Source organism: Brevundimonas fontaquae, assembly GCF_017086445.1.
Lineage (GTDB): Bacteria > Pseudomonadota > Alphaproteobacteria > Caulobacterales > Caulobacteraceae > Brevundimonas > Brevundimonas fontaquae.
Map to the genome: position 1 here is coordinate 2,940,258 of NZ_CP070968.1, position 13,039 is coordinate 2,953,296.

The window sequence follows — 13,039 nt, forward strand, 5'->3', positions numbered from 1 at the left end:
TTAAATCACAATTTACGGTTGTGAGCACTCTAGATTACGCCGATCGATTTCGTGTCTTGGTTGCCGCCCCGCCATCCGACCCGAGATCGACGCGAAACCTCACGGCGCGATCAAAACCGAGTTGACCGCGCCCCTCCCCTGACGGCGAATGATGACGCGCCGCCTGAAGGCCTGATCGCGCCAGAGGTCTAGAACCGGTAGCTCACGCCCAACTTGTAAGACGCGCCATAGCGATAATAGCCCTGCGGCAGCAGCGGATTGCCGTTGATGGAGTAGGTGTTGGCTTCGTCCAGAAGGTTCTGGCCTTCCAACGAGATGTCGATGCTGTCCGTCACCTTGTAGGAGATGTGGGCGGTGACCCAGGTGATGGGGTCGGCTTCCTCGTTGTAGCCTTCGCCCAGGACGTTGATCGCGGTGACGAAGCCATCCGTGTGGTCCGCCGAGGCGCTCATCGACAGCGGTCCGCGCTCGTAGAAGAGGCCGAGCGAATAGACTGACGGCGCGATGCCCTCCAGTGGTCGTTCAACATCTCCGACATAACTCTTGGACCAGTTGCGGGTGTATTGCGCGCGCACGCCGAAGCCGTTGTCTAGGAAGTGCTGAAGGCCGACCTCGACACCGTGGACCTCGGCCGTATCGCCGTTGATCGGTCGCTGGACGTTGAACAGATAGCCCGGCACGCCGATGTCCTGGCCCGGTTCCCAGCTGGTGGTGATCTGGTCCTCGATATCCTTCTTGAACACCGCGACGTTGAAGATCGAGTTCGGCCGGAAGTAGTATTCCAGCGACGCATCGTACTGCACCGCCGAATAAGGCTTCAGAGCCGCGTTGCCGCCGTAGATCTGGGTGAACTCGCCCCAGGATACGCTTTCGGTGGTGTTTGTCGGCGCGAGGGTCTGGACCGACGGACGGGCCATGGTCTTGGCCGCACCGAGGCGCAGGCGCAGATCCTCGGTGATGCGATAGTTCAGGTTTATCGACGGCAGGACATAGGTGTAGTCGTTGTCTTGGGTGATGGCCGTCGGATCATCATAGATAGCGGTGTAGTTGAAGGCGCCGTTCTCCACGATCTCGAGGATTTTGGCGTCCCACGCTTGGGCGCTGGTGTTCGTCTGGACCACGCGGACGCCGACATTGCCGCTCCAGCGTTCGCCCGACAGGTTGGCCTGGACGAAGCCGGCCCAGGACTCCTCACTGACCCGATAGCTCTGAAGCGGATTCCAGACGGGAGCCGCAGCCGCATAGCTGTATTGGCCGCCGCCAGGGCGCGGATGGCCGTCATAGGCCGCCAGGGCGGCCTGATAACTGGCGATATCGAAGGACAGGAAGGTACGTGGGAAGTTCGCATTCACCTCACTCATGAAGTTCGGCAGGTTGAAGCTGTTTGAGATCACTCCACCGCCAAGGTCGCCGACATTGATCGCATATTGGCCGGAGTAATAGTCAGCGCCGCCTGTCAGCGAGTTATTGACCAGGTCCCGCGACTTCCGACGATCGGTGTAGTTGACGCCGAACTGCACATTGTCCAGCCATCCCCTGTGGGCCGTCCAGCGACCGCTGAAGGCGGCGCCGTTGATCTCGTCCTCGATGTTGTCGCCTGCGAGCGAGAAATAGTGGGTGTTGAAATCGGAGTCGGTAAACGCTCCGCTGGCCAGCCCGCGGGACAGATCGCGCCCGTCATCGAAGCTGACCGTGACGTCCGGCACATAGGCGCCGTTCAGTTCGACGTGAGCCGTATTGGCCTGGTTCATCCGCAGGACGACGTAGCTGTCCTGACCGCCCGAGTTTCGGCTGGACGTCGAGCGATAGACATCGCCGGTCAGGGTCAGGCTGTCGGTCACGTCCCACTGCGCGTTCACACCGTACAGCTGGGTCTCGACCACCCGGTAGGAGGTCTGGTTGAGCAACTCGGGATTGAGGCGCTGCTCCGGGTCCGTATTGGTCATGTCGAAGCTGGTGACGATGCCATCGTTGATCACCATGTTCGACCAGCGACCTGGCGCATACAGCGTATAGAAGGATTGCTGATAGCCGACCTGCGGCGAATCGAGCTTGGTCGAGAGGCCGTCGACGACCAGTCGGAAGCTGTCGTTCGGACGCCATTCCAGTTTCGCCGTATAGGCGTTCCGCTTCTTTCTCTCGAGGATTGAACCGACACGGAACTGGCCGGGGCCGATGAGGCCATATTCCTCGACATCCAGTTGGCCGTTGCCGTTCGGGTCAATACTGCCGCCCCAGGCATTGCCCCAGAGCCAGCTTTCGTCGGTTGGATCCGCGTTGCGCGTCCAACCACCGTCATTGCCGGCGACATCCGTCCGGTCGTCGCGTCGCTCGGAGACGACGCCGAGGATCAGTCCGAAGGTGTCGTGGAGGAAGGTGTTGCTGTAGACGGCCGACAGCTTGGATCCGTCCAGCTCAGACATCTGGTTGCGGTCGCCCTCGACGCGGATGATGCTGTGCTGGCCACGTTGATCGAAGGGGCTGGCCGAGCGCAGGTTGATGAGGCCGCCGATGGCGCCTTCGGTGTTGGCTGCTTCTGCACCCTTGATGACGTCCGCGCCGCTGATCACGTCTGACGGCAGCACGTCATAGGCGAAATCGCGCCCGGCGCCGTCGGTGGCCAGGATGCGGCCGTTGAAGGTCGAGAGCGTATACTCAGGCCCAAGGCCACGCACGCTGACGCTTTGTCCCTCGCCGCCGGCGGTCCGTGAAATCGACACGCCCGTGATGTGGCTCAGGGAATCGGCGACGTTGTCATCTGGGAACATGCCGAGTTCCAGAGCGCTGATAGAATCCTGCACAGTGCCGGATTCGCGCTTCATACCCACCGCTCGAGCGATACTGCCGCGCGTCCCGACGACGACGATTTCGTCAACCTGCTGAGCCTGGTCAGCCGTTGTTTCAGTTTCGTCAGCGGCCCCTGACTGGGCGCGGGCGGCGCTGACAGACACCAAGGCTGCAAAACCGGCCCCCGCTAGAGCGGCCGTTCGAAGTGATAGACGACGTGACATTGCGATCCCCTTTGCTCGCATGATCGACGAACGTCGCTTGGCTTGGTCCGAGGCTTCGGTTCACAGCCAAGAAAACGCTACAAAAGGGAACTACTGTTTCGCGAAACTGTCAAATAGATACGTAACGAAACATCTACCAAACTGATACGCTTCCGTAGAAAAGGGTGACAAAGGCGTCAAAACCAGCCTGCAAGGATCATCACATCGCGGGGAAGCGGAGGCGCCCGGGAGCTGAGTGGGCGGACAAGCGTGGAAAATCAGGAACCTCCGAGAGGCGGTCGTACCCCTCGGGTCTCGATACGCTCACGAGATCAGCAGTCAGGCGTTGACGGCCATGTCGAGCGGCGCTCCAGCCAGACGAGCCGCATAGATGGCTGCGCCGATCGCCGGGCTGTAGCGCGGCGAAATGAGTCGGTAGTCCGCCGAACAGGCCGAAAGCCGCTGCCTGAACGGCTCGAGAATAAGATCGCCGCTCTGAAACACCCCGCCTGAATAAGACAGGTTCACGCGCTCGCCCGGCCGATACGCCAGCCGCCGCCGGATGCCGTCCACGATTTCCGCCAGTTCGTGACCAGCCTCGGTGAAAATCCGCCTCGCGGCCGGGTCCCCACTCGCCGCAGCCCGCGCAATCAGTCGCGAGACGCCCGCGATCCGATCCCGCTGCGGCGTGCTCTTGGCATAGATGTGGGCGCAGAGATCGAGGTCCGTCGTCAGTGCAAATTCCTGCACCATCAGCTCATGCAGAGGACCTCGCGGCAGGCGACCATCCGACATTCGCGAGAAAGCCTTCAGCCCTTGGACCGCGATCCAATAGGCCGACCCCTCGTCGGAGAAGACCTCCCCCCATCCACCGCCACGCGCCGACAGACCTTGATGCTCGCCGTAACCAATGGAGCCCGTGCCGGCGACAATATTGATGCCATCCTCACCCGCCAGAGAGCCGGCCCACCCGCAGATCATGTCATTGCCGCAGGCGTAGCGGCGATGACCCAACAAAGCCTCCGGCATGAGGTCCAGCATGGGCTGGATCTTCGAATCCTCACCGTGCGCTGGCAGGCCGAAGAAGGCGAAGCGGACATCGGCTGTCGATGCGCCCGCCTGTTTCAGAACCGATTGGACGCCTTGGTCGAGGACGACGTGGAGTTTCTCAACGCCGATCTCGACGTGGTAGCTGGAGCCGCCCTCGTGTCGGGCGACCTCCTGACCCGAGCGGTCGATCAGAACGAAGGCGGTCTTTGTGCCGCCGCCGTCGACGCCCAGAAAATAGCCGGCCGATTGTTTCACGCCTCTTGCCCCCCGCCCCCGGCCATCAGTTCAACTCGTGAATCCGCACGCCCTGCACGACGCGGTTGACCGTGCCGGAGGTGTTGGGCTTATCCGGCCTCAGGCCGAGCCGCAGCGACTGGAAGAAGGCCAGAATCTGAGGCGCGACGATATAGGGGAAGAGCAGTTCGGCGTCGTCCGACGTCGCCAGACCCGCCACGCTGATTTCGTCCCGCGTCTCCAGACCCACGCCGTCTTGCGCGGTGATGGCGATGACCCGGGCGGCGTCGTTGTCGCGACGCAGCTCCTCAAGCAGGTCCATGTCATAGCTGCGCGTATAGGCGTCGTTCGAGAAGAAGACGAAGATCAGGGTTCGAGCGTTGACGATCGTCTTCGGCCCGTGCCGGAACCCTAGCGGCGAATCGAACATCGTCACCAGCGCGCCGTTCGTGAGCTCCAGAAGCTTCAATCCCGATTCCCGCGCCAGACCCTTGAAGATGTGGCTGCCGAGATAGACGACGCGCTGATAGCTTTCCGCCGCCGCCGTCTGCATGACCGAGGAGTAGTCCGCGATAACGCCCTGAGTGGCGCGTGCGATGGCCTCGACCCGCTGATCCATGACGGCGACGCCGCTGAAGACGGCCAGGGCCGCGTAGGTCATGCACGAAAAGCTGGACGTCATCGCAAAGCTGCGATCATGGGTCGCTTCGGGCAGTTGGATGGTCAGCCCCCTCGGCGCCGCGCCAAAGGCCGCCAGCGCGCCCTCCGCATTACAGGTGATGACTAGGTGGCTCAGGTGTTTCACCAACCGGTCCGCCAACTCGATCGCCGCCACGCTTTCAGGACTGTTGCCCGAGCGGCCGAATGAGACGAGCAGGGTCGGCGTATCGGGCTCGAAATAGAGATGGGGAGCGCAGACCAGATCCGTGGTGGCGATGGCTTCGACCCGCCGGCCAAGGCGCGCCGACAGCAAGGGCGCCAGACATTCGCCGGCGAAGGCGGATGTACCCGCTCCCGTCAATATGATCCGAAGCCTGGGCTCCGCCAGAAGCGGCTCAAGGAATCCGTCGATCTCGGCCTGGCGCGCCATCAGCAGCTTCTGCGTCTCGAGCAGCATGGCCGGCTGTTGCGCGATCTCACGGGCGGTCCAAAGACCTCCCAGCCGTTCCAGTTCGGATTCTTCAAGCCCCAGTTGGATCACATCAGACATGAGCAAACTCCGGCTCGGGGGTGCAGGCGGCCCGATAAGCTTCCAGGGTCGCGCCGATATGGGCGATCACCAGGCTTGTCGGATCTGAGGGCAGACCGGCGTCACGTAGGGCGGCATTGGCCGTCGGCAGATATTGGCTGATCAGCGCCATGGGCGGCGGGTTGTCGGCGAGGTTTGCGAACATCCGGTCCTGGGCGGCGGAAATGGCCGGATCGGGCCAGTAATAGCGGATCCGATCCGACAGGCTGTACTGGAGGTCAAACCGTAGGGCGGCGCCGTCGGAGTGATAGTATTTGGCCCAGTTGCCTGGCTCGGCCGTCATCCGCTCCAAAGCGATTGAGCGGAAGCCTGACGCCCCTCCCTCGCCGATCCATTCACGCTCAATGGCGTCCAGAGCCCAAAGGGCCTCGCGCAGAACGAAGGTCACGCCGGGCCCGACCTTGAGAATGGCGAAATGATCCTCCACCAGGGCCTTCAGCGCTGCGGGGGTCTGATAGTCGGTCGAGTGCGCTTCGAAGACGACGCGCGCCTGATCGTCCAGAGCGCTGCGCAGACGGACCGCCTTCGCGCGGTCGTAGTCGATGACCTTTCGGTGATCGAATTCGACGCCGGGTTGGACGACGATGGCGATGACCCGCGCCCAAGCCTGCGACAGACCCTCTTCGGCGAAGACGGCCCGATGAGCGTCCAACGTCGCGATCGCCGCTTGGGGCGTCGTCACTTCCAACTCGGGCAGATCCTCGGCGGCGCCGCCAGGCACCGGAACTTCCGTGCCGATGACATAGACGCAGGGCTCGCCGCCGACCCGTTGGTGCGTTGCTTCGGCGACCTTGATCAAACGCGCGGCGCGTCGTGCGATAACGTCTTCCGCCAGCGGGGTCGGATCGTCCGAACACGACATGGAGCAGTCCGCATGGATCTTGCGGAAGCCGGCGGCGACATAGTGTTCGATCAACACCTCCGCCTTGGCCATGGCCTCTTCGGCGGGAAGCCTCGTCCAGGGGTTGGGCCCCAGGTGGTCGCCCCCCAGAACCAGGCGCTCGACCGGCAGACCGGCGTCTTGCGCTATGGTGTGAACGAAGTCACGGAATTGGTCCGGCGTCATTCCGGTGTAACCGCCGTCCTGATTGACCTGATTGCAGGTCGCCTCGATCAGAAGGACATCGATGTCCGCCTTAAGCGCATGGACACAGGCGGCCTCCAGGACCAGCGGGTGCGCGGAGCAGACCGAATAGATGCCGCAGGCCTGCCCGGATTTGTGCCGAGCCACGAGGTCTAGCATCGCCTTCATGAGAAATCCTTTCGCAACGGGACAACTCTAACGAAACTGAGACGAAACGCAACCAAAGCAATGAAATCGAAACCTCACGAACAGTTTCGTTCTGTCTATCCTCTAGGGTGCAGAGGCCAAAAGGGCCGCAGCGATGAAGGCCAGGGCCAGGCCGACCATCTTCAGTTCACCCGGCATGACGCCGACGATCAGCAAGGCGATGACAGCCGTAACCAATGGGCCGCCGGCGTTGGTGAGCGGAGCCACCACGATCGCCTTGCCGTGCCGGAAGGCGTAGACGAGAAAGAGGGCGCCGACGGCGTTCAAAATCTGGATGACCGCGGCCAGCCCTGGCCCGTCCCAACCCCAGTTGATCGGTTTCGAGAAATCCGTCATCGCGATCGCCGCCGGCGTCAGCAGGAGACCGCTAAGCATCATGTAGAAAAAGATGCTCTCGGCGCGCATCCGCGTATTGGCCAGCTTCATGAAAAAGGCCTGCACCCCCCAGCAAAGCATGATGATCAGCGACAGCGGGAACCAGGCCGCGCCCTGTGAGAAGGAGAAGCCTTGGGGGGAGAAGTCGAATAGCGGCAGAGCGATAAGGGCCAGCACCACGCCCAGCGCGCCCAGACGAGTGGTGCGCTCCTTGAGCAGCACCAGCGACATCAGGATGGTAACCAATGGCGACAGGGAGATGATCGGAAAAATCAGATAGGCCGGCCCGGTCGTCACGGCGTAGAACAACACCATCTGCCCGCCGGCGCCCGTCAAGCCGATCAACAGGCCGTAGAGGATCGACAGAGGATCGCGGTCCAGCCGCCATTTCTCTCGCTTCAGCACGATAAGGGCGGGCACCACCATGGTGAGGGCCCAGACGCAATAGACCAGTGTTTCGGGAAAGCCGCGCTGCGCCGAAACGCTGGCGAATGCGCCCCACACTCCCCACAGACCCACGGTCATGAGGGCGAAAAGCAGCCAGCGTCGAGACGCACCCATTGGCGCTGCGGCGGGCGAAGTCAGGTCGGTCACGGGCATCAGCCTTGAATGGGGGTGGCTTCGATCAGCAGGAAGCGTTCGAACCGGGCAGGAATGCGCGCGGTCTGCGCGGTCACCGTCCCCAGATCCGCGCCGTTGAAATAGTCTGTCAGACGGTAGCCGCCTGGGCCGAGACCCCGCAGTTCAATCCGCCCGTCCCATATCGGTGCATAGAAGGCGTAATAGAGTCGGCCATCCTTCTCGACCACATGCGCTTCCGGCTTGTCGAAGCCGATGTCGTACAGTTCCCCCAGATATTGCCCCTTGGACAGCATCTTGGTGTTGTAGACATCCGCCCACTTCCGCCACACCGCCTCGCGTTCAGCCGTCAGCCGGAAGTTGGCGTCCTTGCCCCGGCCCTCGTTCGGCCAGGTGAACTTCGTTGAGATGACAGCACCGATGCCGACGGACGAGGCGAAGTCGTCGCCGCCGTCGCTCAACTCGACATGGTCGCCGGCGTAGGCGGCGTCGCGCCCCATCAAGGCCTTCAGCGACTTGCCCTTCAGGCGCACCTGCCAGGACGACAGCGGATCGGACGCCGGGACCTGGTTGGTATAGGGCAGATTGTGGAACGCGTAGGACGTCCCGCACGGACAGAACTCCACCACCGCCTTCGGATTGGCGTCCAGAGCCGTGTCATAGACCATCTTCCAGAAGTTCTGGAGTTGCTCGACCGACTCCTCCGGCCGCGCATGATTGTGGGCCGGGTTGTGGCAGGGGGCCACGCCGTTCAGGTGCTGGCCGTCCAGCTTGAGGCCCTCATAACCCCACTCGCCGATGATCTTGCGGATCAGCGCCTGGGTGTAGTCGCGCGTCGGTTGATAGGCCGGGCACAGGTAGAAGGCGTTCCACCAGGTCACATCCTGAACAGCGCCGTTCTGGTCCAGCAGCAGCATGTCGGTGTGATCGTGCAGCAGGTCTGACCCCGGATCGACAGCCAAAGGAGCCAGCCACAGCTTCGGCTTTAGCCCCGCCGCGCGGATGTTGCGGGCAAAGGCGATCATGTCGGCGTCGCTGCGGAATTTGCGTGGATCCAGCGCCCAGTCGCCCTCGTTGGTTTGCCAGCCGTCGTCTAGCACCGCCCACTTGAAACCCAGGTCCTTGACCTTGGCATAGGTGCCTTCGATCTCGGCGATGGTGAAATCGCGGTCGTAGCCCCAGGCGCACCAGATGGCTTCATAGGATCCCTCTGGAGCCTTCGGCGCCGCCAAGCCCCGGTCCGCCATTACACGACGATAGGCGTCGAGCGTCGCGTAATAGTCGCGCTGGTGAACCGCGACGAAGGCGTCTAGCGAGCGCATGGCTTCGCCTGGATTCAAGGTCACGGCCCGCGCCTCTTCCAAGGCCACAGCGGCCCCGGCCGGAGAGGCGATGATCGGCAGCGAGATCAGTTTGGGCGTCAGCTCGATATGGCCGACGGCGACGCCGGCGTCAGGCCGCCAAACGTCTGCTACGGGCGTGCCCGACCCATAGTCGGACGCGTTCATGCCCATAAAGTTGGCCTGCTCGAAGCCGTCACCCACCGGCTGAACCCAGTCGCGGCGGTCGTCATGGCTTGAACCGGACCAGGACCAGAAGCCCGCGCCGGACGACTTCAGAATATGCGCTCCGAGACGATAGCTCTTGATAGCGACAGGTTCGCCGCGCGTGGGCCGCCAAACGACCTTCACCAAGGGAAAGCCCGGATAGCGATCGTAGAAGGTCAGGCTGACGCTCTTTTCCAGACCTGCGGAAGACACGCCGCGCACCGTGTGCCGCACGCCCGCGCCGTGGACGTCCCTGACCGGAACCTGGCTTTGATCGACGAACGGGAAGCTGTCGATGACCCGGCCATCCTGAAGCGTCACCGTTTCCGAAGCGCCGAAGTCGGTCAGTTCTGAGTGTCGCCCGACCAGTCTGGCGATCAGCCGGCTATTCAAGGCCGTGTCAAACTCGACCGTCAGGACCCGATCGCCTGCGCTCGCCACCACCGGCCCCGCCCAAGCGCGGCGAGGGCCGACCGCTCCTGTCGCCAACACCGTTCCGCCCAGCAGGCCCAGCAAGCCGCGGCGGTGCAGAAGGGGTTTCGTCATCATCGTCGGACCTTTTTTGACGATCAGCCTGCAAATAACCTTGCACAGCCCTCTTTCCAAAGGCAAACAAAAAGACGCACAACGAAACATCGGCATTTGTTTCTATGTTTGCCTCGGTTGTCTGAATGGAGGTCTTCATGAAGTTCAATATCCGCTTGTCGTGGGCGTTAGCCGCACCGATTGTGCTCAGCGCCTTGTCCGCCTGCACCACCCTTGAGGCCGGGAAGACCTATGCGGCGGCAGACTTTGCAACGGTGCGCAAGATCGACGCCCATGTGCACCTCAACACCGCAAACGACGCCTTCCTGGACCAAGCGGCGGCCGACAACTTCGAGATCCTGTCGATCAACGTCGACTACCCTGCCTTCCCCTCGATCAACGATCAGGCCGAGGTCGCGCACCACTATGCCGAGACGCATCCCGACCGCTTCCATTACGCCGCCACCTTCTCGATGCAGGGTTTCGGCCAAGCCGGTTGGGCGGACCGCACCAAGGCCATAATCGACGCCGAGGTGCGTCGGGGCGCCGTGGCCGTGAAGGTGTGGAAGAACATCGGCATGGTCGAGCGTGACGCCGAGGGGCATCTGATCTTCATCGACGACGCTGGCTTCGACCCGGTCTTCAGCCATCTCGCCGCGATCCACGTGCCGCTGATCGCGCACCAGGGCGAACCCTATAATTGCTGGCTGCCGATCGAGCAGATGACGACCCGGAACGACCGGCTCTACTTCTCTGCCCACCCCGAATACCACATGTATCTTCACCCCGAGATGCCGAGCTATCAGGCTCTGATGGCCAGGCGCGACGCCATGGCGGCGCGCAACCCGAACCTGCAGGTCGTCGGCGCCCACATGGCCAGCCTGGAGTGGAGCGTCGACGAGGCGGCGAAGTTTCTCGACGCTCATCCGAACGCCGTCATCGAGCTGGCGGCCCGCATGGCCCAGATCCAATACCAATCCGTGCGGGACCATCGAAAGGTGCGGGACTTCTTCATCACCTACCAGGACCGCATTCTCTACGGCACCGACCTGACCCTCAATCCGGGCGAAGACGCCCAGGCCTTCAGGCAGTCAGCCCACGACGTCTGGTCATCGGACTGGACCTATCTGGCCACCGGGAACAGCCAGCGTATCGATGACATCGCCGCCGAAGCGAAGGGGCTCGCCCTGCCCCGCTCGGTGATCGACAAGATATATTCCGCCAATGCGCGTCGCGTATTCTTCTCTCGCCCCGACCGCTGATCGGAGCCGTCCCATGATCGTGCGCACCCTCCTGACGTCTGTCGCGGCCTGCGGCTTTCTCAGCGTCGCCTGGCCGGCCGCCGCCCAGACTGGACCCGAGACAAACCCCCTGGCCGCCACTGGCGCATGGTCAATCCCCGAGCGGTCGCAAGCGCGCACCCCGCCCATGGGATGGAACTCGTGGAACGCCTTCCGCACAGAAGTCGACGAGGCCAAGGTTCTGGGGGCGGCCCAGGCCATGGTCGACAGCGGCCTGTCTGAACTAGGCTACATCTATGTCAACATCGACGACGGCTGGTGGCTAAAGCGCCGGCAGCCGGACGGCCGATTGGAGATTCGCACCGCCATCTTTCCATCTGCGGCGATCGAAGGCGCGGCTTCCAGCTTCCAACCCTTCACCAACGCCTTGCACGCGATGGGCCTGAAAGCGGGCATCTACACCGACATCGGGCGCAACGCCTGTTCCCAGGCCTATGACCTGCATTCACCGAACCTCCCCGAAGGGACGACCGCCGAACGCGAAGTCGGGCTTCACGGCCATGTGGATCAGGACATCAGTTTGTATTTCAACGAATGGGGTTTCGACTACATCAAGGTCGATGCCTGCGGCATCAATGTTTACGGTCCCGACAAGCCCCTGGTCGCCGAGCACGCCTACACGCCCGTGCCGCCCTTGATCGACCAGGTCTCGATCAACCGCACCGATATTCCTGCCGTCCAAGCCCTTTATAGGCAGGTCGCCGACGCCCTGGCCCGGCACAATCCCGACGGCGACTATATTCTCGCCATCTGCAATTGGGGCTCGGCCAATGTCCGGTCCTGGGGCAAGGAGGTGGGGCATATGTGGCGCACCAGCGGCGACATCACCCCGACCTGGACGCGGATGCTGCACAATTTCGACAGCGCCTCGACCCGGGCTCTCTACGCCAAGCCGGGCGCGTGGAACGACCCGGACATCCTCTTCATCGGCCACGGCGACTTCGATCAGAACCACCTGACCGAGGCGCGGTCGCACTTCGCCCTGTGGGCCATGATCAATGCGCCGCTGTTGATCAGCTACGACCTGCGCCAGGCGCCGCAGAGCCTGATGGACATCTGGGGCAATGCCGACATCGTGCGGTTGAACCAGGATCCCCGCGGCCATCAGGGCGTCATCGCCTACGCGTCGGACGACGTGCAGATTATCGTAAAGACGCTGTCGAGCGGCGATAAGGCCGTCGCCCTGTTCAACCGGGGCCTGGCCAAAACGGACGTGACCCTGACGGCGGCCCAGCTGAAGTTCGCAGCGGGCGCGCCCATCCAGATCCGGGACCTCTGGGACAAGACGAGCTCCACCTTCACGGACGAGACCACCTTTGCTCTCGCCCCCCGTCAGACCCTGGTGTTTCAGGCGGCGGGCAAGCGGCAGCTCGCCGACGGGGTCTATCTTTCCGAGGTTCCCGGCGACGTAAATGTCGCCATCGACGGCGTGGTCGCACCGGAGCCCGATCCCGTCGTGCACCGGATGCGCAATGCCTGGGGCGAGACACACGGATCCGGCGAGCGGCCCACCTATGCGGGCTGGGGCGGCGCCCAGGCCGACGCCACCCCCTATGACGAAGCGCTGAAGATTTCGGGCCAAGGCTTCGACACCGGCATCGGCGTGCTGACCAACTCGCGTCTGGAAGTGCGCAACGCGGGCTATGCCCGGTTCCAGGCCAGCGTCGGCGTGGACGATTCCACACGCAACGCCCGCGATCCGGTGCGCTTCGCCGTCTATGGCGACGGTCGGCTCCTCGCCGAAAGCGCGCCCATGAGCTTTGGGGCCGCGTCCGCTTCGCTGTCCGCCGACATCAGCGGTGTGAGGATCGTTGAGCTCGTGGCCAGGTCGGAGGCCCTCACCAGCGACCTCCCCCTCGTCGTCACCTGGGGCGATGCGGCCTTGCGGCGCTGAGGCG

8 protein-coding genes are annotated in these 13,039 nt (G+C 63.1%); 2 read left to right on the forward strand and 6 right to left on the reverse strand.

Features of this window, described 5'->3' with window-relative positions:
• Positions 1-188: 188 nt before the first annotated feature.
• From JX001_RS14330 to JX001_RS14355, 6 genes are all read right to left on the reverse strand, one after another.
• Positions 189-3,032: a TonB-dependent receptor gene (locus JX001_RS14330; protein ID WP_350354477.1), complete on the reverse strand. Its 2,844-nt coding sequence runs from the start codon at positions 3,030-3,032 to the stop codon at positions 189-191.
• Between the two features lie 297 nt (positions 3,033-3,329).
• Entirely contained in the window at positions 3,330-4,295 is a 966-nt protein-coding gene (locus JX001_RS14335) for an N-acetylglucosamine kinase (RefSeq protein ID WP_205681515.1), read from the reverse strand.
• A gap of 25 nt (positions 4,296-4,320) precedes the next feature.
• A complete protein-coding gene (locus JX001_RS14340) occupies positions 4,321-5,484 on the reverse strand; it encodes an SIS domain-containing protein (RefSeq protein ID WP_205681516.1) in 1,164 nt (387 codons plus the stop codon).
• The gene (locus JX001_RS14345) at positions 5,477-6,775 is read right to left on the reverse strand and encodes a D-tagatose-bisphosphate aldolase, class II, non-catalytic subunit (RefSeq protein ID WP_205681517.1); all 1,299 of its coding nucleotides are present in this window, start codon (positions 6,773-6,775) and stop codon (positions 5,477-5,479) included. The genes JX001_RS14340 and JX001_RS14345 overlap by 8 nt, the downstream gene beginning before the upstream one ends.
• 102 nt (positions 6,776-6,877) lie before the next feature.
• Positions 6,878-7,783, reverse strand: coding sequence for an EamA family transporter (locus tag JX001_RS14350; protein WP_241004667.1), 906 nt, complete (start codon positions 7,781-7,783; stop codon positions 6,878-6,880).
• Positions 7,784-7,788: 5 nt separating this feature from the next.
• Positions 7,789-9,864 (reverse strand): glycoside hydrolase family 36 protein, encoded by a 2,076-nt coding sequence (locus tag JX001_RS14355; protein ID WP_205681519.1) that lies wholly within the window; start codon positions 9,862-9,864, stop codon positions 7,789-7,791.
• Between the two features lie 134 nt (positions 9,865-9,998).
• Here JX001_RS14355 and JX001_RS14360 point away from each other — a divergent pair, with 134 nt between their 5' ends.
• The gene (locus JX001_RS14360) at positions 9,999-11,102 is read left to right on the forward strand and encodes an amidohydrolase family protein (RefSeq protein WP_205681520.1); all 1,104 of its coding nucleotides are present in this window, start codon (positions 9,999-10,001) and stop codon (positions 11,100-11,102) included.
• A gap of 13 nt (positions 11,103-11,115) precedes the next feature.
• Positions 11,116-13,035 carry an NPCBM/NEW2 domain-containing protein gene (locus JX001_RS14365; RefSeq protein ID WP_205681521.1) on the forward strand — a complete coding sequence of 640 codons (1,920 nt, stop codon included), beginning with the start codon at positions 11,116-11,118 and terminating at the stop codon, positions 13,033-13,035.
• Positions 13,036-13,039 lie beyond the last annotated feature (4 nt).